The sequence below is a fragment of the Geitlerinema sp. CS-897 genome (assembly GCF_028368005.1).
GTDB lineage: Bacteria > Cyanobacteriota > Cyanobacteriia > Cyanobacteriales > Geitlerinemataceae > Baaleninema > Baaleninema simplex.
Genome location: NZ_JAQNCQ010000201.1, coordinates 1 through 20,924, shown reverse-complemented (window position 1 = coordinate 20,924; position 20,924 = coordinate 1). Strand labels below are relative to the sequence as shown.

Genomic DNA, 20,924 nt, shown 5'->3' with positions numbered 1-20,924 from the left:
ACTCGCTCCTTGCGGGGCGGGTCTTGTTGTTTGTTTTTCTCGATCGCTCGATTGCAAATCAGTTGTAAAACTGTTATACAAACTTGACGTTCGACGAAAACAACGCTCGATTCAAGTAACGAAATTTATCAAATTTTTTTCGGCGAATATCAATCGAGATATTATAAAAAGTTTGCATTGTCAGCGACTGAGAAAGCTATGACTCGTTTGCACCCCGACACCATCGAGGCGGTCAAACAACGAATGGATATTTACGACGTGGTGTCCGAACACGTCGTTCTCCGAAAACAGGGCAAAGACTTCGCGGGTTTGTGTCCCTTCCACGAAGAGAAAACCCCGAGTTTTACCATCAGTCCGAGCAAGCAACTCTTTTACTGTTTCGGATGCGGGAAAGGGGGAAACGCCATTTCCTTTCTCATGGAAATCGGACAGCGATCGTTTGCCGATGTGGTGTTGAACTTAGCCCAACGGTATCAAGTTCCGGTACGCACCCTCGACGAACGGGAACAGCGGGACTTTCAAAAGCAACTGTCGCGGCGGGAACAGCTTTACGAGATTTTAGCGATCGCCTGTAGCTTCTACGAACACGCTCTGCGCCAACCCCAGGGAGAAGCCGCCTTAAACTACCTACAACAGCAACGCCGTCTCAGCGACGCCACCCTCCAACAGTTTCAACTCGGCTACGCCCCCAAAGGCTGGGAAACCCTCTACGGCTACCTCGTCAAACAAAAAGGCTATCCGGCGGAGTTAGTCGAAGCGGCGGGGTTGATTCTCCCGAGGAAAAAGGGCGGGGGCTATTACGATCGCTTCCGCGATCGCATCACCATCCCCATCTGCGACGATCGCGGACGAGTTATCGGGTTCGGCGGACGCACCCTCGGCGACGAACAGCCGAAATATCTCAACTCTCCAGAAACCGAACTCTTCGACAAAGGACATACCCTGTTCGGCTTAGATAAAGCCCGTCAAGCCATTGCCAAAGGCGATCGCGCCGTGGTGGTGGAAGGCTATTTCGACGTTATCGCCCTCCACACCGCCGGAATTTCCGAAGCCGTCGCCGCCTTGGGAACCGCTCTGAGTCAGGGACAAGTCAAACAACTGCTGCGCTACACCGAATCGAAACAAGTCATCTTAAACTTCGACGCCGACGCCGCCGGAACCCGCGCCGCACAACGGGCGATCGGCGAAGTGGCAGACTTAGCCTATCGGGGGATGGTGCAGTTGCGGGTGTTGAACCTCCCCGATGGGAAAGACGCCGACGAATTCTTACAAAGCGCCTCCCCCGAGGCGTATCGAGAACTCCTCGAGGCGACGCCGCTGTGGATCGACTGGCAAATCGAGGAAATCGTTGCCGAACGAGACTTGTCTCAGGCGGATGTCTATCAAAATATCGTGCGGGAGTTGGTGAAACTCCTCAGTCAAATTCAAAACAGCACCACCCGCACTTATTACGTCAACGCCTGCGCCCAAAAACTCAGTCAAGGGGATTCTCGGCGGGTTCCTCTGCTGGAAGAAAACCTCATCGCGCGGTTGCGACGAACCGTCAAACGGGATGTCAAACGGGATGTTGGCGGCGAGGTTGGAAACGAGGGAGACTGGGAAACCTCACTGGAAGTCGAATCTCACGATGAAGACATTCCCGTTCCCGTTTTCGATAGCGATCGCAGCTTGCTCGAACGGGCGGAATCGCTATTGTTGCGCGTGTACCTCCACGATTGCGAAGCCCGAGCGATCGTGATTAGCGCCGTTGGCGAACTCGAAGAACAGGACATTTACTTTAGTTTGTCTCACCACCGCTGGCTGTGGCAGAGTTTGAGCGAACTGCAACTGACTCCCAGAGACGACGCCGCCAACATTTTGGGAAAACTGCAAGAATGGGAAACCGAGGCGTCAGGACGCTTACAGCAAGTCATACCGCTGTTTCAAGCTGACGAGTTACAAGAAATCGACATCTCTAGGGCGCCCTTGGCGGTGCGGGCTGCTGCTTCGGCGATCGAGCGAACGATTTGCCAAAAACGCTATCGTCGGATTTTACAGTTGTGGGAAGTCACCGATCCTCGAGAAGACCCCGAAACGGCGCGATCGTACCAAGAGCAACTGTACGCCGAAAAACGCCACATCGACGAACTCGATCGCCGTCGCAACACCGATTTAACCGATCTCGTCAGCCTTCCCTGGCAAGCGTCCCCGGCTCAGCTCTCTCCGGCCGACGACGCGATCGACGTATAATCGTGAAGTTCAACTGAAGGTTCGATCTGTAGCTGCCACCATGCCCGAAGCCCTCGAAACTAAAGAACAGCAATTCGCCGTCATCGAAGCCAACGCTCCGGACATCGGTGCCTGTGCCTATCGCGGCTACTCAGAAACGGGCGAAAAGGGAACTGTCGTCATCCTGCGCCAGTTGGACAACAACTCCACAGAACTCGAAGACTGGCAGTTACAATATCGTCCCATGAGTCGCCTAGACAGTATGCTGTCCGATTGGAAAGAAGTGGGTTTGCAGGACATGATAGTTCGCTACAACCCGGAAGTCTCAGTGGTTTGTACGTTTCTCTATCCCAACGGCGCTCACGCCAGTTACCATTTCGCCCCGGAACCCGACCCCCCCCAACTGGCACAGTAACGCCCTCGTAGGGTGCGTGACTCGAACAATAGGGTGTCGAACGCGAGACCGATCGCTCTGTCACGCACCGCCAATGTACACCTGGCACAGTAACGCCCTCGTAGGGTGCGTGACTTGAAAAATAGGGTGTAAATCCTGAGACCGATCGCTTTGTCACGCACCGCCAATGTACACCACCAACATACAAGGGTGCGTGTTTATCAGTGTAGAGTGCAGAGGGCAGATAGAGTGGGAATTCCTCTTTAACTCTTCACTCTAGACTCTTAACTCTTCCCTGAAAGAGGCGCACCGCCAATGTACACCGCCAATATACAAGGTTGCGTGTTTATCAGTGTAGAGTGCAGAGGGCAGAGTGTAGAGTGGGAATTCCTCTTTAACTCTTCACTCTAGACTTTTAACTCTTCCCTGAAAGAGGCGCACCGACTCATCATCCCATCACCTCATCACTTCCCGGTTGGGGGCGGTGCGTGACGCGGGAACAACATTAACCTGACTTCGACAGCATTTTCTGGCTGCGTCACGCACCCTACGGCACATCTCCCAAATCGTCCGTAAGAATTTCTGTGACGACATCGCCGCCGCTGACGACGAAGGTACGATCTTCGAGTTTCCCTTCTGCGCGAGGTCCCCGGAGATGGAACGGCGGATCGACTTGACGGTACACCACGTTCCCTTCCGCTTCAAACCGCTGAGAATCCACGAACCAAGTGAGGCTGTTCGCCGTCATTTGCGCTTCGTTAGCTTGTCCCAAGGCTTCGATTCCGTCTTTGAGATAAAAGGTTTCCTCGACGAAGTTCATCCAGCCGCGATTTCCGCTGAGGGTGACTTGGTTGTCTCGGTGAACGACGCGAATGGGAACGTCCGAGGACATCATTTCCCCTTCGAGATCCCAGTTCAACTCGTTACTGACGATATCGAGGGGCGGTTCCACGACGGCGATGCGGGCGTTTTGTTGCAGGGTGGCGATTTGGGTTTCTAAATCGACACGAAGGCTTTCGGAGGTGGCGCGATCGGTAATTTCTTCGTCTTCGTAGCGAGCCACTTGCACGGGAACTTCCCCGATAATCAGTTGTTCGGGCATTTGCCACAACAGCCGTTCGCTGCTGATTTGTAACGGCGGCTCTTTGAAATTGGCGACGATGCTTCCGATGAGTTCGATATGTTGCGGTTCGCTGAGAAAGACGGCTTCGGCGGCGGTGATGTCGGCTCGTTCGTGAGTGGCGCTGACGTTTCCGCGCACGACGAGGCGATCGTCGTCAGGCGTCCAGTCCATTTCGTCCCCTCGCGCTACAGTTCCGTTTTGCTTGTCGATAATGACGACGTTGTCGCGCAGAAAAACCTGTTGTCCTTCTTGTTGAATTTCGCCGTAGGCGGCTTCGACTTCGTAAACGAGTTCGCCGTCGCGATAGAGTTTACCGCTGGGGTTTTCCAGACGGCCGATTTGACGGTCGTTGCTGTAGGTGACGCGATCGGCTTTGACTTCCCACAGTACCACCCCGTCGTCGTTGACTTGTTCGAGGGAGACGTTTTCAAAGGTGAGGCTGGGATCGATAGTTTGGGATGTTGGAGCGCGATCGGGGGTGGGTTCGGGAGTCGGTTCGTCGGAGCAGGCGTTCAGGAACAGTGCGAACACGGCAGCAAGAAGCAACGCCCAGAGACGACGACCGCTGCGATCGAGAAGGAAACGGACACTCGAGGCGGGGAGAGGAGGAGTCATCACGAAAACGGGACGAGAGGACTATTTGGTTGAAGGTTTTCCTTCAGTGGGTTGGTGACTGACTCCGGACAGGGGACGGTAGGTGTACGGATGGTGTCTCGGGCTTTTTTGAATGTCCTCTTTGATGCTTTCGAGGTCGATGTAGCGATCGGCCACGTTGATGAGGCTGTCGCTGGTCATCGATCGCAGGCTGACCACTTCGACGCGCACGCCGCGATAGCTCACTGCATCGACTGCGTAGGCGAGATCGCCGTCGCCGCTGACAAGAACGGCCGTATCGTACGCCCCCACCAACGCCATCATGTCTACAGCGATTTCCACATCTAAGTTGGCTTTTTTAGAGCCGTCGGGCAGTTGAACTAGGTCTTTGGCGATGACGCGGTAGCCGTTGCGCCGCATCCACAACAGAAAGCCCTGTTGTTTTTCGTTGGAGCGATCGACCCCCGTGTAAAAGAACGATCGCAACAAACGAGATCCGGCGGTCAACCGACAGAGTAACTTGGTGTAGTCGATTTCCATGCCCAGTTGCATGGCAGCATAAAACAGGTTAGAACCGTCGATGAAGATGGCAACGCGACCTCGATTTTCCAGAACCTGTTCTGGGGTAAATATAGAGTCATGCTCGAAGTCGTTTATCATGGTTTGTTATCCTCAATTTGTTATCAGTAATAAAATCCCTATGGAAAATGCCGCGATCTAGCTCGAGCGAGATCGGGCTACATTTTATATTATAATTTCTCTCTTGCCATCTGTTTGCTTCGCGATCTTTGGAAAATTCGACGCGTTGTCGGGGATCGCGAAGGGGTAGGCGATTGAGGGGATGTGTAAGACGCGATCGTTATTTCACCTCCAGTTCGATACGTTGGAAAACTGGACTCGGCGGGTTCAAAAGTTGCCCCGATCGTAGCGCTCCCCAACGGCCGTGAACCTCGAACGAGGCCGTTTTGAGAACTCGATCCCAGCGATCGAAATCGGTCTCGAATCCGAGTTGTCGGTAAATTTGGGTACTCAACTGCGGCACGACGGGAGAGAGGAGATAAGCCGCCAATCGTACTGATTCGAGAACGACGTAGAGAACTTCTTCAACGGCAGCTTGTTCTCCGTGTTTATACAGAGTCCACGGGGCGCGATCGTCGAGATATTTGTTACAAGTTCTAACTAAAGTCAAAATGGCTTCGCAGGCACGGTGAAATTCAAGGGCTTCGTATGCCGATTTCACGGTTTCTGAAAGAGGGAGTCCCAACTCTTTCGGCGTGCAATCCTCGCCGAGACGATCGATGGCGATCTCGGGAAGGACACCTCCACAATACTTGTGCGCCATTTTCAAGGTGCGGTTGAGAAGGTTGCCTAAATCGTTGGCGAGATCGGCGTTGACGATATTTACGAAACGGGTTTCGTTGTAGTCACCATCGCGACCGAACTCGATTTCTTTCATGAAATAGTAACGAACGGCGTCGGCACTGAATCGATCGACTAACTCGCTGGGATCGATGGTGTTACCGAGACTTTTACTGATTTTGTGACCGTCTTTAGTTAAAAAGCCGTGACCGAACACCTGTTTGGGAAGGGGCAAGCCCGCAGAGAGGATCATCGCCGGCCAGTAGATGGCGTGAAATCGCAGGATGTCTTTTCCAATTAAATGAAGGTTAAACGGCCACCAATATTTGACGGCGTTTTCTAAGGTAGCCTCCTCTTCGGGATCGAGTAGTCCGGTGACGTATCCTAAGAGGGCATCGAACCACACGTAAAGGGTATGGTTGGGATCGTTGGGTACGGGAAATCCCCAATCCATATCGACCCGCGAAATGGAAAAGTCTTTTAAGCCCTGTTTGACGAAACTTAAGACTTCGTTCCGGCGCGTTTCGGGTTGGATGAAATCCGGTTGGCTCTCGTAGAGGTCTTCGAGGGTTTGTTGGTATTTCGAGAGGCGGAAAAAGTAGTTTTCTTCGTCGCGCCATTCGGCTTCGAGGTTGGGATGAAGGGGACAGTGACGGTTTTCGAGCAGTTCCCGTTCGTCTTTGAATTCCTCGCAACCGACGCAGTAGTATCCCTGTTGTTGTCCGAGGTAGATGTCGCCGTTGTCCCAAACTCGTTGAAAAAAGTCGCGCACGATCGCCTCATGACGGTTGGCGGTGGTACGACTGAAGCGATCGTAACGAACGTTCAGTTTTTTCCACAGTCCGTCGAAGGCTGCGACGACTTCGTCACAGTATTCTTGGGGATCGCGCCCTTTTTCTCGAGCCGTTTGCTGGATTTTTTGACCGTGTTCGTCCGTTCCCGTTACGAATAACACAGGTTTTCCCAACAAACGTTGAAACCGAGCGATCGCGTCGGCGGCGATCGTGGTATAGGCACTGCCAATATGGGGCAGCGCGTTGACGTAGTACAGCGGTGTCGTCAGGGAAAATCGGTTGTCTTCGGTCGGGGTAACAGTCATGGACGCAGTAGCCAAACAGATGCCAGCATTATTCATCATACACGGGTCAGTTTACACTTCTTTATCGTTTTGTGAGGCACTACCCCAGCCGAAACGAGACCGTCTCAGAAACGCGATCGAGCCAGCCAAAACCGATCTCACGCGAGGTAGGGTTCTCCGTTGAGGGGGATCGTCTTTCATCTCATCGGAACTTTTTGACTTTGGAGGTTAAGAAAATCTTCCGAACTTGGAGATCGGTGGTGAGAAATTGAGAATAAAACTCAGTACGACCTCGGGCGATCGCAGGCGATCGAAGAAACGTTAAAATATGTAAAGCGAGCTTAAGCAAAGACTGCGCGATCGCGCAAACTCTCCCTAAACGCACTTGAAACGAAATTTCCCTGACGAACGCCCTGTATGTCTTCTCAACATCCCATCTATCTCTCTCGCTGGTTGTTATCGAGTTTGGGAACTCGGATGTTTGTCGAAGGCGAAGATCGGATTCCCCGCCACGATTCGGTGTTAGTCGCGAGCAACCACCGTAGTTTTATGGACGCTCCGGCGTTGATGGCTGCCCTCGATCGCCCGTTGCGGTTTGCCTGTCACCACTACATGGGGGAAGTTCCCGTAATGCGGGAAATCGTCACGGGAATGGGCTGTTTTCCCCTCGATACCCCCGAACGTCGCAACCAGAGTTTTTTACGGCAAGGGACAGAACTCCTCAGCGATCGCGAGGCGGTGGGGGTGTTTCCTGAAGGCACGCCGCCGATGGTGACACCGACGCATCCGGCGCAGGTGGGAAAGTTCCATCGCGGCTTCGCTCATTTAGCCCTTCAGTTTGCCTGTCAGCATCCGCGCAACGCGATCGCCGTGTTACCTGTAGCGTTGGTGTCCCTGCAAGAAAGCAACTTTCGATCGATTCCGATTCGCCTGTTGAGCTTTTTCGACCCCAGCGAACCCCTGTTCGATCGCTCGGGATTGCATCCGGTGGTGGTGTACCACCATCTCGTCGTCGCCGTGGGACGTCCTTACTGGATTACCCAGCGCGATCGCCAACGCTATCGCGGCACTGAAGCCAGACGAGTCGTCTCGATGCTGGCGACAACCTGCCGAACGGAAATCGAACAGTTACTCGCCAAACACCGAGGCGAGGACGCGCTCCCCACCTCATAACCGAAATCGACGTTTTCTTCTGTCAACCTTTAACGTTCAGCAAATTGCCCGTTCACGATAATGCGCCTAATTGCTCCGACTGCGATCGCTTCTGACTTACCGCTGTTTGTCTATTTACCGGGAATGGACGGTAGCGGCCACCTACTGCGCTGGCAACTGCCCAAACTGTCGAGAGCCTTCGACGTGCGTTGTTTGCAGATTCCGCCGAACGACTTGCGCGGGTGGGACGAACTGACGCAACACACCATCGAACTCATCGAACGGGAACGCCGGAAAACCCAGCAACCGGTGTATTTGTTCGGCGAGTCGTTTGGGGGGTGTTTGGCGTTACAAGTGGCCATGCGATCGCCGCGATCGTTCGATCGTCTCGTGTTGAGCAATCCCGCTTCGTCTTTCAACCGCCGCCCCTGGTTAACATGGGGATCTCATCTCGTTGGCTGGATGCCCGATTTCCTCAACACCGTGTCTGCGTTAGGCTTGTTGCCATTTCTCGCCGCCTTAGAACGGATTCCCAGCCACAATCGCCAAGCCCTCGTCGATGCCATGCAGCACGTTTCGCCTCAGGCCGTCGCTTGGCGCATTCAGATGTTGCGGGAGTTCCAATTGGATTGGGAACGGATCGATCGCATCGAACAACCGACGTTAGCTATTGCCAGCGCCTGCGATCGCCTGTTACCCTCTGTCACCGAAGTTCGAGAATTGGTCGATCGCCTTCCCAACGGCCGACTGCGCGTTTTGCCCGAAAGCGGACACGCCTGTTTGCTCGAGAAAGGGGTGGATCTCTACCACATTTTACAAGAAGCGAAATTACTGCCCGAGCCGGTTTGTGATGGGGTAATGAGGGGGTGATGGGGCGATGAGTTGGCCAGAGGCGATCGACCAACTCCGATAGAATAACACTCGTACCGAAGAAATCGCCCTCTGTGTCCTCAAGCTCTGGGGTTGTGAAGGCAGCAGCATCGAAGTTTTTCACGTTTGTCATTTATGCTCGACCAGCATTTAGATATCGATATCGCCCCATTTATCGACCATTCGCTCCTCAACCCCTGCGCCACTCAACAATACGTCGGCCAGTGGTGCGAAGAAGCCGATCGCTTCGGCTTTGCCTCCGTTTGTATTTATCCATCTTACGTGCGCTTTGCCCGAGAAATCCTCCAGGGAAAACGCCCCAAAGTCTGCACGGTTATCGGATTTCCTACGGGAGCCACCACGTCGACGACGAAGCTTTACGAAGCACAAGAAGCGGTGGAAAACGGCGCGGAAGAACTCGATGTGGTAATTAATCTCTCGTGGTTGAAAATGGGTAAAACCAACGAGGTACATCGAGAAATAGCAGAAATTTGTGAAGAAACCAACGTGACAGTTAAGGCGATTATTGAAACCAATTTATTGAGCCTCGAGGAAAAACGAATCGCCACGGAAATCTGTATCGATTCGGGCGTTCAGTTCGTGAAAACCTGTACTGGGTGGAACGGCGGCGCAAAAGTCGAAGATGTTCGGCTGTTAAAAGAGTTTGCTAAAGGGCAAATTGGTATTAAAGCATCCGGTGGAATTCGATCGTTTGAAGATGCAGTTGAGTTAATTGAAGCGGGTGCATCTCGGCTCGGCACGTCTTACAGTATTCAGGTTTTGAAAAGTCGAGGAAAAGAGGAGGAAGAAGAGGCGGAAACTCAGCCGAGTTAAGGTTGGATGTTTGGCGCGAGATCCCCGGACATCTTGAAGATGCCGGGAATCTAGACAGAGATACTTTCGTTTCAATAGGGGTTTAATACGGAATCCGTTCCCGATAAGCTAGGTTTCAAGAAATCTTCACCACAGAGACACAGAGGACACAGAGAGGGATTGGTCGGGTTGGTCAAAACCGATATTTGAGTCCTCGACTCCGCTCGGACTCAACGCTTCGACTCCGCTCAGCGTTGAGATTCGGATTCCGTATAAGCTGAGAATTTTACACATTTTAAACTCAAAAAAACAATCAAAAAAACTATTTTTAATGATGCTTTTCTAGATGAATCTACATATTTGACGGCGATTTTTGATTTAATTAAGAATTACCTATAAAAAAGCAAAAAAACTCGATCGATCCTCGAAAATTCAATGTCTAAAACATATCGCGCAACCGGAATCAATTTAAAAAGTATGCCCTTGGGTGAAACCGATCGCCTGCTAACCATTCTCACCCGAGAACATGGATTCGTGAGAGCAGTAGCACCGGGTTCGCGCAAGCCGAAATCGAAACTCGGGGGACGAAGTGCGCTGTTCGTCGTTAACGAACTGTTGCTGTCGCGGGGAAAATCCCTCGATCGCATCTCCCAAGCCGAAACCATTGCCACCTATTCTGGATTGAGCCGTCATTTCGGCATTCTCACGGCGAGTCAGTATCTCGCGGAAATTGCCCTGGCGCATACCCTTTCTGAAGGTGTGAAATCGGAACTTTTCGACTTACTAACCGAACACTTAAACCGTTTAGAACAGTTGCCGAAAAATGCCGCGTTATCCGAAGTTTTATCGCGGTTGGTTCACGGTACGTTTCACCTGCTGGCGTTAGAAGGTATCGCGCCGCAAGTCTACGCCTGTTGCGTTTCCAAACATCCCGTCGTTCCCGAAATCCATCATCCTAACTGGCAAGTGGGGTTTAGCATTCGCGCCGGAGGCGTAGTGACGCTGGCGGAGTTCGATCGCCTCAAACTCGAACAAATGCAACAGTGGAACGCGACGTGGGAAGATGACAGAGAAGCGATCGCCAACCGCGCCGCCTATTTACCTACCCCCAACCGCTACCTCGACGCCACCGAACTTACCCTGCTGCAACAGCTTTCGCAACCGCAACTGTCGCCGACGCCGCCGCTGGCGCAGATCGATCGCGCTTGGATTACCCTCGAACGACTGCTGCGAGAATACGCACAGCATCATTTGGGGCGATCGATTCGCTCTGCTACCTTAATGAATAGTTACATTGCATCCGCTGCGGCAACGCCGTTATCGACGTCCACCGGATGAGAAGATATAGAAAATCTTTATCCATCCAAAATTCCGATCGCTCGAGTATCGAAGCTCGCTCCTACATTAAAAATGAAACAGCTTTCTGAACCCGATCTGACTCCAGAAGAAACTATTCCAAAAAACAGCTCGACCCCTCCACCCGAAGAAGAAACAGGATTCGGACCCGTTTTCAAAAACAAAAATTTTTTGACCTTATGGAGCGGTCAAGTTTTTTCTCAAATCGCCGATAAAGTGTATTTGGTGATGGCGATTTCCATCGTAGCCAGTCGGTTTCAGGCGGCGAATCAAAGCATTAGCGGTTGGGTATCTGCCATTACCATCGCCTTTACCATTCCCGCCGTCTTGTTCGGTTTCCTGGCGGGAGTCTTGGTCGATCGCTGGCATAAAAAAGAAGTTCTCGTGGTGACGAACCTGTTGCGCGGTGTCTTCGTGTTGGTTCTGCCGGTGTTGTTTTGGCTGACGCGAGAACAGAGTTTTGCAGGGCTTCCTTGGGGATTCGGCGTGTTGCTGGGCATTACCTTTCTCGTTTCCACGCTAACGCAGTTTTTCGCCCCCGCCGAACAAGCGGCGATTCCCCTCATCGTCAAACGAAAACACCTCCTCTCGGCGAATTCCCTCTACACCACCACCATGATGGCGTCTGCCATCGTCGGATTTGCCGTAGGAGAACCCATGTTAGCGATCGCCGATCGCGCCTTACAAAACATTGGTTTCAGTCAAGAGTTAGTCGTCGGTGGCAGTTACGTGTTAGCCGGGATGGTGTTGCTGCTGCTGAGAACGCGGGAAAACCTCACCAATCTCCAAGCCGCTTCAGCTAAACGCCACGTGTGGGAAGACTTCAAAGACGGATTGCGGGTTCTCAAACGTCAACCTCGGGTTCGCAGTGCCTTAGTTCAATTAATTGTCTTATTCTGTATCTTTGCCGCCTTAGCAGTTTTGGCGGTGCGTTTGGCGGAAATTATGCCCGCCTTGAAATCCTCTCAATTTGGCTTTTTACTGGCTTCCAGTGCGGCGGGAATGGCAGTCGGTGCGGCATTAGTCGGACAAATCGGATCGCAGTTTGCCCCCCGTCGCTTGAGTCTTTACGGTTCGATGGGAATGGCAGCCTCGTTAGTGGCGTTGAGTTTGTTAACCCAGCAGTTGGTGCCGTCGCTGGTGGCGATCGCCGCGTTGGGATTTTCCGCCGCCTGGGTGGGAATTCCCATGCAAACCATTATCCAAGCCGAAACCCCCGAAGAACAGCGAGGCAAAGTGTTCGGCTTGCAAAACAACGCCGTCAACATCGCCTTGAGTCTTCCCTTAGCCTTAGCCAGCGTCGCCGAATCCTTCTTCGGCTTATCGGCGGTTTTAGCCAGCTTAGCCGCCATCGTCGTAGCCGCAGGGTTGATAACCTGGTATATTGCCGATAAAAGTTCCCGTTCGGCAGCTAAAGCCAAAACCGCTCGTTAAACGCGCCGCTGCGGGCGTTAAAAGAAGGGAACGGTTCGATTCGATCGATCGGCGCGACAGGTGGCGATCGCGACTGAATTTGTTGTCTTTCGAGTATCTTTAAATTCAGTTGAGGTTCTCGCAATCGTCGCCGATTTCGAGTTGCCACCGCTTCCCCTTACCGAATTCTCCTAAATCCCGAATGCACATCGCTTGGCTTGGAAAAAAATCGCCCTTTTGCGGTAATGTCACCTATAGCCGCGAGGTGACGAACGCACTACTCGATCGAGGGTATCAAGTCAGCTTTCTGCACTTCCGACAAGACAGCCACGACACTCACACCGACACCCGTGCGACATCGATCGTTTCGGATACTTCCCACGATGCCACGGCTTGCGAAGTCCCCCTTCCCTGTTTTTATAAATCGACGCTGTACACGATTCCTACCCTCAAATCCAGTAAAGTCCTCAGCGAAGCCCTGCGTCAGTTGAAGCCGGATTTGGTTCACGCTTCGCTAACGCTGTCGCCGTTGGATTTCGTGTTACCGGAGATTTGCGAAGAGTTGAATTTGCCGCTGGTGGCGACGTTTCATCCGCCGTTCGATCGCCGTCGCCGCAACCTCACCTCCAGTACGCAACATTTGATGTATCAGCTTTACGCCCCGTTTTTAGCAAATTACGATCGCACCATCGTTTTTTCTCACATTCAACGGGATTTACTGATACAACTGGGGGTTCCCCCGGAACGAGTTGCAGTGATTCCCAACGGCGTAGACGCCCTGAAATATTCGCCGGGTGCGTCCAATTTAAACGCTGAAATCGGTGCCGAACGAATTTTCGTCTATCAAGGGCGAATCGCCCTGGAAAAAAACGTCGAATCACTGTTGAAAGCCTGGAAACATTGCGAAATGGGCGATCGCAGCCAACTGTTAATCGTCGGAGACGGGCCCCTCGCCACGTCGTTTATGGCAACCTACAACGAAGAACATGGCGTACGTTGGTTGGGTTACATCGCCGACGAACAGCGACGCATCGAGATTTTACGGGGTGCAGACGTTTTCGTGTTACCCTCCTTTGTCGAAGGCTTGTCTTTATCGTTGTTAGAAGCCATGTCTTGCGGTTTAGCCTGTCTCGCCACTGACGCCGGGGCAGATGGGGAAGTTCTTGAAGACGGGGCGGGGGTCATTCTCAACTCGCAGCGAGTAACCGCACAACTGCAAACTCTGTTACCGCTATTTCGCGATCACCCGGAAATTACCAGTTTGTTGGGTTACAAAGCCCGTCAGCGGGTTCTCGAACGCTACACCCTCGATAAAAATATTACCCAGTTAGAGCAGTTGTACGCCGAAGTCTCTGGCTGTTCCACCAACATCGCCGTGAGTTCTGCCTAGGGGCGTATCGCAGACATTTCGAGAAATCCCAAACGCAACCCAACCCCCAAACCCCGTTCCCGATTCCCCCTTGACTTGTCCGATCGCCCCCCAACCGTCGAAAATGGGAAGACTCAAACGCGCGAAGAATAACGAAATGAGTCAAGAGTTCGATTACGATCTCCTTATTATCGGTGCGGGTGTCGGCGGTCACGGGGCTGCCCTCCACGCCGTCAGCCACGGGTTGAAAACCGCGATCGTAGAAGCAGGAGACATGGGGGGAACCTGTGTCAATCGCGGCTGTATCCCCTCGAAAGCTTTGTTAGCGGCGTCGGGAAAAGTTCGGGAATTCAGCCAAACCCAGCACTTGCAAGAAATGGGCGTGCATATCGGCGGCGTTCAGTTCGATCGCCAGGCGATCGCCGATCATGCCCTCAACCTCGTTGAGAATATCCGAGGCAACATGACGAACAGCCTCAAACGCCTCGGTGTGGATATCATCCAAGGCTGGGGGAAAGTCGCCGCCTCGCAAAAAGTCACCGTGGAAACCGCCGACGGCGAGAAAACCTACACCGCCGAAAACATACTTCTCGCCCCCGGTTCGGTTCCCTTCGTTCCGCCGGGTGTGGAAGTGGACGGTAAAACCGTTTTCACCAGCGACGACGCCATCAAACTGGAATCTCTCCCGCAGTGGATTGCCATTATCGGTAGCGGTTACATTGGTTTGGAATTCGCCGATGTCTATTCGGCGTTGGGTTGTGAAATTTCGGTCATCGAAGCCTTGGATAAGGTGATGCCGACTTTCGATCCCGATATCGCTAAAATCGCCAAACGGGTGTTGCTGGATTCTCGCGATATCGAAAGTTACGCGGGGGTGTTTGCGACGAAAGTCACCCCAGGCGCACCGGTTACGATCGAACTGACGGACGCCAACACCAAGGAAGTCGTCGAAGTGTTGGAAGTGGACGCCTGCTTGGTGGCGACGGGGCGCGTTCCCTACGCGAAAAACCTCAATTTAGAAGCGGTTGGCGTGGAACTCGATCGCCGAGGCTTCATTCCCGTCAACGATTCTTTGCAAGTCGTCGCCAACGATGAAGCGGTTCCGCATCTCTGGGCGATCGGCGATGCTACGGGTAAGATGATGTTGGCGCACGCGGCATCTGCCCAAGGGGTGGCGGTTGTCGAAACCCTCTGCGGGCGCGATCGCACCGTGGATTACCGCAGCATTCCCGCCGCCGCCTTCACCCACCCGGAAATCAGCTTTGTGGGTTTAACGGAACCGCAAGCCAAGGAACTCGGGAAGTCGGAAGGGTTCGAGGTGGCCAGCGCCCGGACGTATTTTAAAGCCAACTCGAAAGCTTTGGCAGAGAAGGAAACTGACGGTTTGGCGAAAGTCATCTATCGCAAGGATACCGGCGAACTCCTCGGCGCCCACATCATCGGCATTCACGCGGCGGATTTGATTCAGGAAGCCGCCAATGCGATCGCCGAACGGAAATCGGTACGGGAACTGGCGTTTAACGTTCACACCCACCCGACGCTGTCGGAAGTGTTGGATGAAGCCTACAAACGGACGTTGGAAACGGCGTAAGGATTCCCAAATCCTCGAACATCTTGAAATCAATTTCTGCAATTCAGAGAAATTGGATTGTCATCGGATGTTTTAATCGGATGATACCGTTTTGTAGGGGCGAACCGCCGTTCGCCCCTACGGCCTCAACTCTCTGTGTTCTCTGTGTCTCTGTGGTGAATCCTCTCACTCAATCTTCCCGACGAATCGGAGAAAACAGTAAAATCTGCTGCGTCGAACTCAACGCCACGCCGTCGATATTCGCTTGGGCGAACGCATAATCCTTAGTTTGCCACAAGGGAATATACGGAACCGCTTCCGCTACCATTTCCTGTAACTCTCCCAACAGGCGATCGCGCGTTTCCACATCCGTCGTTTGACGCTGGCGTTCGATCAGTTCGTTGGCGCGATCGCTATAGTAAAAAGACCCGTGATACTGACTCTCGCCATCCTGACATCCCATTTCCGGCGAACCTTCACTACAGTCGAGAAACGGCTTGAGATAGTTGTCGGCGTCGAAAAAGTCCGCATACCAAGACAACATAAACGTCGGATACACCCCTTTGTCCAAATACCCGTAAGCGGTGGCGGCTTCTACGCTGCGAGGTTCGATGCGGACGAGTCCTTCTAAATCGCGATCGGCTAAGGCTTTTAATACCGTCGCCGCGAGTCGGTTTTCGTTGGAACTGGAGGCGAACCAAATTTCGATTTCTAAGGGATTGTCTGTGGAAAACCCCTCCTCTCGTAACAGGGTTTTGGCGGTGTCGAGGTTTCCGTCGCCGTAGCGGGTGGCGAAGACGGGTTCGGAGGCGTCGAACGATCGCGGAAGCAGGGTATATAGCGGTTCGGCTTGTCCGTAAAAGACGCGATCGCTCAGCAGCGGGCGATCGATAATGTAGGCGAGGGCTTGGCGGACTTCCAGGCGATCGAGGGGTGGTTGTTCTACGTTTACCACCAAATAGGAAATCGTCGGACTGTCGGCGGTGACGATGTGCCATCCCTCTTGCGGCGCGAGTTCTTCTAAACTATGAATTTGATCGGGATCGAGATCTTGATACGCCACATCGATCGCCCCTGTCCGAAAAGCATTGTACAAATTGGCTTTGCTGGAAAACCGCTGTACGTCAATTCCCGAGTTTTCCGGCGTCTCGCCCCAGTAGTTTTCAAATCGGTCTAATTGCAGGGCGTCGGTTCCGTAACTCTTCAAGATATACGGCCCCGTTCCCACGAACTGGTTCGGTTGAAATTCCCCTTCTCCAATGTTGTAGGCGTTGGGAGAAACGGGACAAAAACCGGGAAACGTCAGTAAGGCGGTAAACGCCGCAAACGGATAGTTCAACCGCAGGGTGAGTTCGTATTCGTCTGTGGCTGCGACGGATTCCACGAGATCGGAGAGTAAAAACGACGGACGCCCTTTATTTTCCATAAACCGCGTCAGGGAAAACACCATCGCTTCGGCGTCAAACGGGGTTCCATCGTGAAACACCACGTCGGAACGCAGGGGAATGCGGTATGTTAAGCCGTCGTCGCTAACTTCGGGAAGAGATGTCGCCAGTTGCGGGACGATTTCGGTGGCGTCGGTGGCGTAGGTGTAGAGGCGATCGCCTAAATTGGAAATGGCGATAAACGACGAGAGTTCGTAGGCGTCGGCGGGATCGAGGGTGACGACTTTTGCAGTGGTTCCGAGACGAACGCGATCGCTGGTTTCCGTCGGCGGTAACGAGGGGCTACAACTGGCGAGTATGGCGATGCAGAAACTCAGAATCCCCGCTACGATAGCGATTCGCCGCCCGATTTTTGCTGTCATCCTCAATTGTCCCGACTCCTAGCGCGATCGATACAACCGCATTACGATGATAATTGTTACGATATGTTAAAGACTTGCTGCTAACAAACGTCGTCGCGAGGGGCGCGATCGCAAGTCGTCAAACTCAGCTTTCAATCTTAACTTTCAATCTCAGCTTTCAAATTCTATGACCGTAAAATCCATCGTACCGATTCGAGCGATCGAAAAACAATTTTGGACCTGGCGAAACCATCGCATCGCCTTCACCGCCTCAGGTGAAGGATCGCCGCTGCTGTTAATTCACGGCTTCGGGGCGTCCATCGGACATTGGCGAAACAACATCCCCGCCTTCGCCGATGCGGGATATCGCGTCTACGCCCTGGATTTGCTGGGTTTCGGCGACTCCGACAAACCCGCCTTGGAGTACTCTTTGGAACTCTGGCGAGATTTAATTGCGGACTTTTGGACGGAATTCATCAAAGAACCGACGGTATTCGCCGGAAATTCCATCGGGGCGTTGCTGGCGTTAATGTTGGCGGCGGAATATCCCGATCGCACCGAAGGAATCGTGTTGCTCAACTGTGCGGGAGGACTCAACCACCGCCCCGAGGAGTTAAATCTTCCGCTGCGGGTGGTGATGGGAACCTTCGCGAAATTGGTATCCTCGAAATGGTTCGGGTCGTTTCTGTTCGATCGCGTCCGTCAACCCCATCGCATTCGCGGAACCCTGCGTCAAGTCTACGGAAATCGCGAGGCGGTCACCGACGAATTAGTCGAAATGCTCTACGCTCCCTCTTGCGATCGAGGCGCACAACAGGTCTTCGCCTCGATTTTAACTGCCCCCGCCGGACCGAAACCGTCGGAATTGTTACCGCAAGTGCAATGTCCGATGTTGGTGTTGTGGGGTGAAGACGATCCCTGGACGCCGGTAAAAGGGTCTCAGATTTTCCAAGATTGGGGAAAACGCCATCCGGTGACGTTTCACTCGATTCCGAAAACGGGTCATTGTCCCCACGACGAACGCCCGGAAATCGTCAATTCGCTGGTGTTGGATTGGTTGGGCGATCGCGAACGTTTCTGAATTGAAAGAAATACTGAAAGAACCCCGGTATATTAAAAATACTGGGGTTCTAGGGTCTAGAGTAGGATTTTTTTAAAATAGAAAATTCTTAACGCCCTGAGTTAGTTTCCTTCGCCATGTTTAGAAAGTCTTTCATGTTGGCGCTGGGACGGCGACGGGGCGTTGCCGAGTTGGGCATGAGGTATCTCGTCGCAAAGCCCGTTTCAACGGGTTTTTGAGCGGCAGCGGGCTTAGCTTTCGGCTGAGGTGCAGGCGCAGGTTTGGCAGCTTTTTTAGCTTTAGGTGCTGCGGTTTTCTTCTCAGCTTTTTTCTCAGCTTTCTTAGCTGCTGGTTTAGCTTTCTTTTCGGATTTTACAGTTTTTTCTGGTTTCTCTTCTTTGGCTTCTGGAGCCGCAGGTCGATCGGGTGCGTCGTCTGTTTTCGCACCTTGGGTATCTTCAATTTCTACGAAAAACTCTTCTTTTTTAGAACCAAACAGTTTCTTTAACATGGAATCGCAATCCTAAAATCTCGGTTCGGAACGTGAGTTCGAGGCGGCGATCGGACGAACTCGACCCTCGAGCGACATTCTTAAGCTGCAAGCTCGAGGCATAAATGCTGTCCAATCTCGTCCTTATCATACGTCTGTATGAGAGATTTTTTTGACAATTCTTAATATTTTTTTACAGAAAACCGTAAAGTTCGACGGTTTTTTCGGAGGTTTGGGCGTCTTTGTGTGAGACTTATCTACAATTCCTTACACTTATTTACAGAGTACTCATTTCTCATTTACAAAATGCCGATCGCCTCGAGAGATCGAGCCGGTTGACAAGCTGTCCCGGCGATCGCGAGACGTGCGATCGCCACAAGTTAGGCTAAAAGCGTTCGATCGCAGATTCAAACGAGATGAAAAGAGAGAAAACGGTAGAAAAATCCAAGAATCCAGTCGTATTAGTGCATGGAATTGGCGACACGGGAGCCGTGTTCGAGCAGTTGGCGTCTCGTCTGTCGTCAGAAGGTAAATCGGTATACACGATCGATCTCGTTCCCAGTGACGGAACCGCAGGCTTAGATCGCTTAGCCCATCAAGTGGCGGAGTTTGTCGGCGATCGCCTCGGGAGCGATCGTCCCTTCGATCTCGTCGGATTCAGCATGGGAGGCTTAGTCGCCCGCTACTACGTCCAGCGTCTGGGGGGCGTCGAGCGGGTCGAGCGTCTGATTACCATTTCCTCGCCCCACCAAGGGACTTGGACCGCCTACGCTCTCGATCGCGTCGGTTGCCATCAAATGCGTCCGAACAGCGAGTTTCTGCTAGAGTTAGATCGGGACGCGCGAGACCTCCTCGGACAGATCGACTTTACGTCGATTTGGACGCCTTACGACTTGATGATTTTACCCGCTCGCAGTTCCCAACTGTCCGTCGGAACCGATCGCCAAATTCCCGTTGCACTCCATTCTTGGATGCTCGAAGACCTTCGGTGTATCGAGCTGGTAGTCGAAACGCTTTCTCGAGCGAAACCCGACCTGTCGCGCGATCGCTCGTTCGTCCTGCAATAGACTGCGCGAGTTTCCGCAAAACCTCTATAGCTTGGTTTTACCAGAGGTTCTCCCAATTCAGCAAGTGTTTTTTTACTCGAAGGATCTCGCTCAAACCCGCTCCGATCGCTCAAACTGTGACGTTGTATTGACGAACCGCTCGACTTCAAAATTATCGTGGAACGAGAACCATCGCGGGAACAGTTAAAACAGGAACTGACCGAGCTGCACCAGGAACTCACAGCCCTCAAGCTCGAGAAAGCCGATCTCGAAATCATGCTCGAAAACATTACCGAACACGCTGATGCGATCGAAAGCGAACTTCGGGCCCGTAACAAAGAAATCGTCTCGCTCAACCACCAACTCGCCCTAGCCAACAAAGAATTAGAGCAACTGGCCAACCTCGACGGCTTGACCGAAATTGCCAACCGACGACATTTCGACGAAACCCTCGATCGAGAATGGCGGCGGATGAGTCGCCAACAACAACCCCTTTCGTTAATTCTCGGCGATATCGACTTTTTCAAACGTTACAACGACACCTACGGACACCAAGCGGGAGATTGGTGTTTGAAGCAGGTTGCAGCTGCGTTCGTACGTGCAGCCAAACGTCCGAGCGATCTCGTCGCGCGCTACGGGGGGGAAGAAATTGCGGTCGTTCTCCCAAATACAGACTGTAAAGGGGGTTTGCAGGTGGCCTCGGAAATTCGATCTCACCTCCAGGCGATGAAAATCGAACACGGCGGATCGCCGATCGACAAATACGTGACCTTAAGTTTGGGCATCGCTACGATCGTCCCGACCCCCACTTTACCCGAAACGCTTCTCGTCAACCAAGCCGACACAGCCCTCTACCAAGCCAAGAAGGACGGACGCAACCGCACCGTCTTTTTTCGTAAAGGCTTAGTATGATACGGAATCTGAATCTCAAACACTGGTTTTGCCCAACCTGACAAGTCTTTCTATCCCCCCAACCCCCCTCTTCTTTGGGGGGCTAAGGGGGGATGTGGTGAAGACTTCTTGAAACCTGGCTGCTCATCTCCCGGTTGGGGGGCGGTGCGTGACGCGGTAAATTCCACTTACCAGAAGGCGGCGGCGTTTTGACGCCCGCGTCACGGCACCCTACTGGCTGCTCATCTCCCGGTTGGGGGGCGGTGCGTGACGCGGTAAATTCCACTTACCAGAAGGCGGCGGCGTTTTGACGCCCGCGTCACGGCACCCTACTGGCTGCTCATCTCCCGGT

The 20,924-nt window shown here is 52.9% G+C and carries 18 protein-coding genes; 12 read left to right on the top strand and 6 right to left on the bottom strand.

The window, feature by feature from the left end; translation table 11 throughout:
- Window positions 1–198 precede the first annotated feature (198 nt).
- Window positions 199–2,229 carry a DNA primase gene (dnaG, locus tag POG22_RS12765; RefSeq protein ID WP_498905655.1) on the top strand — a complete coding sequence of 677 codons (2,031 nt, stop codon included), beginning with the start codon at window positions 199–201 and terminating at the stop codon, window positions 2,227–2,229.
- Between the two features lie 40 nt (window positions 2,230–2,269).
- On the top strand, window positions 2,270–2,623 hold the full coding sequence (locus tag POG22_RS12760; RefSeq protein WP_498905654.1) for a hypothetical protein: 354 nt from the start codon (window positions 2,270–2,272) through the stop codon (window positions 2,621–2,623).
- A gap of 526 nt (window positions 2,624–3,149) precedes the next feature.
- On the opposite strand, the gene lptC is transcribed toward POG22_RS12760, so the two are convergent.
- The 3 genes from lptC to metG all read right to left on the bottom strand — a co-directional run bounded on the left by lptC (window position 3,150) and on the right by metG (window position 6,777).
- Window positions 3,150–4,340 (bottom strand): LPS export ABC transporter periplasmic protein LptC, encoded by a 1,191-nt coding sequence (gene lptC / locus POG22_RS12755; protein ID WP_082901501.1) that lies wholly within the window; start codon window positions 4,338–4,340, stop codon window positions 3,150–3,152.
- Between the two features lie 21 nt (window positions 4,341–4,361).
- Window positions 4,362–4,979 carry a LabA-like NYN domain-containing protein gene (locus POG22_RS12750; protein WP_017660114.1) on the bottom strand — a complete coding sequence of 206 codons (618 nt, stop codon included), beginning with the start codon at window positions 4,977–4,979 and terminating at the stop codon, window positions 4,362–4,364.
- A gap of 199 nt (window positions 4,980–5,178) precedes the next feature.
- Window positions 5,179–6,777: a methionine--tRNA ligase gene (gene metG, locus POG22_RS12745; protein ID WP_498905652.1), complete on the bottom strand. Its 1,599-nt coding sequence runs from the start codon at window positions 6,775–6,777 to the stop codon at window positions 5,179–5,181.
- A gap of 396 nt (window positions 6,778–7,173) precedes the next feature.
- Between metG and POG22_RS12740 the strand changes: the two genes are divergently transcribed.
- The 5 genes from POG22_RS12740 to POG22_RS12720 all read left to right on the top strand — a co-directional run bounded on the left by POG22_RS12740 (window position 7,174) and on the right by POG22_RS12720 (window position 12,381).
- Window positions 7,174–7,929: a lysophospholipid acyltransferase family protein gene (locus POG22_RS12740; protein ID WP_017660118.1), complete on the top strand. Its 756-nt coding sequence runs from the start codon at window positions 7,174–7,176 to the stop codon at window positions 7,927–7,929.
- A 60-nt stretch (window positions 7,930–7,989) separates the two neighbouring features.
- Complete coding sequence (locus POG22_RS12735) at window positions 7,990–8,778, top strand: alpha/beta fold hydrolase (RefSeq protein WP_498905650.1); 789 nt, start codon at window positions 7,990–7,992, stop codon at window positions 8,776–8,778.
- Window positions 8,779–8,913: 135 nt separating this feature from the next.
- Entirely contained in the window at window positions 8,914–9,612 is a 699-nt protein-coding gene (gene deoC / locus POG22_RS12730; RefSeq protein ID WP_498905649.1) for a 2-deoxyribose-5-phosphate aldolase, read from the top strand.
- Window positions 9,613–10,026: 414 nt separating this feature from the next.
- The gene (recO, locus tag POG22_RS12725; protein ID WP_063716704.1) at window positions 10,027–10,929 is read left to right on the top strand and encodes a DNA repair protein RecO; all 903 of its coding nucleotides are present in this window, start codon (window positions 10,027–10,029) and stop codon (window positions 10,927–10,929) included.
- A gap of 72 nt (window positions 10,930–11,001) precedes the next feature.
- The gene (locus tag POG22_RS12720) at window positions 11,002–12,381 is read left to right on the top strand and encodes an MFS transporter (RefSeq protein WP_063716703.1); all 1,380 of its coding nucleotides are present in this window, start codon (window positions 11,002–11,004) and stop codon (window positions 12,379–12,381) included.
- Here POG22_RS12720 and POG22_RS12715 read toward each other — a convergent pair.
- Entirely contained in the window at window positions 12,359–12,529 is a 171-nt protein-coding gene (locus POG22_RS12715; protein ID WP_498905648.1) for a hypothetical protein, read from the bottom strand. The genes POG22_RS12720 and POG22_RS12715 overlap by 23 nt on opposite strands.
- Before the next feature lie 33 nt (window positions 12,530–12,562).
- Here POG22_RS12715 and POG22_RS12710 point away from each other — a divergent pair, with 33 nt between their 5' ends.
- Together POG22_RS12710 and lpdA are read left to right on the top strand one after the other, a co-directional pair.
- A complete protein-coding gene (locus tag POG22_RS12710; protein WP_498905647.1) occupies window positions 12,563–13,750 on the top strand; it encodes a glycosyltransferase family 4 protein in 1,188 nt (395 codons plus the stop codon).
- Window positions 13,751–13,853: 103 nt separating this feature from the next.
- Window positions 13,854–15,320, top strand: a complete 1,467-nt coding sequence (lpdA, locus tag POG22_RS12705; protein ID WP_498905646.1) for a dihydrolipoyl dehydrogenase — start codon at window positions 13,854–13,856, stop codon at window positions 15,318–15,320.
- 169 nt (window positions 15,321–15,489) lie between these two features.
- Here the strand turns inward: lpdA and POG22_RS12700 are convergent, their stop codons facing one another.
- Window positions 15,490–17,106 (bottom strand): ABC transporter substrate-binding protein, encoded by a 1,617-nt coding sequence (locus tag POG22_RS12700; RefSeq protein ID WP_498905645.1) that lies wholly within the window; start codon window positions 17,104–17,106, stop codon window positions 15,490–15,492.
- A 166-nt stretch (window positions 17,107–17,272) separates the two neighbouring features.
- On the opposite strand from POG22_RS12700, the gene POG22_RS12695 reads away from it, so the two are divergent.
- Window positions 17,273–18,166, top strand: a complete 894-nt coding sequence (locus tag POG22_RS12695; protein WP_498905643.1) for an alpha/beta hydrolase — start codon at window positions 17,273–17,275, stop codon at window positions 18,164–18,166.
- Between the two features lie 88 nt (window positions 18,167–18,254).
- Here POG22_RS12695 and POG22_RS12690 read toward each other — a convergent pair whose 3' ends face one another.
- The gene (locus tag POG22_RS12690; RefSeq protein ID WP_063716699.1) at window positions 18,255–18,656 is read right to left on the bottom strand and encodes a hypothetical protein; all 402 of its coding nucleotides are present in this window, start codon (window positions 18,654–18,656) and stop codon (window positions 18,255–18,257) included.
- Between the two features lie 395 nt (window positions 18,657–19,051).
- Between POG22_RS12690 and POG22_RS12685 the strand changes: the two genes are divergently transcribed.
- Together POG22_RS12685 and POG22_RS12680 are read left to right on the top strand one after the other, a co-directional pair.
- A complete protein-coding gene (locus tag POG22_RS12685) occupies window positions 19,052–19,702 on the top strand; it encodes an esterase/lipase family protein (RefSeq protein ID WP_063716698.1) in 651 nt (216 codons plus the stop codon).
- 156 nt (window positions 19,703–19,858) lie between these two features.
- The gene (locus POG22_RS12680; RefSeq protein WP_498905641.1) at window positions 19,859–20,593 is read left to right on the top strand and encodes a diguanylate cyclase; all 735 of its coding nucleotides are present in this window, start codon (window positions 19,859–19,861) and stop codon (window positions 20,591–20,593) included.
- The last annotated feature ends 331 nt before the right edge of the window (window positions 20,594–20,924 follow it).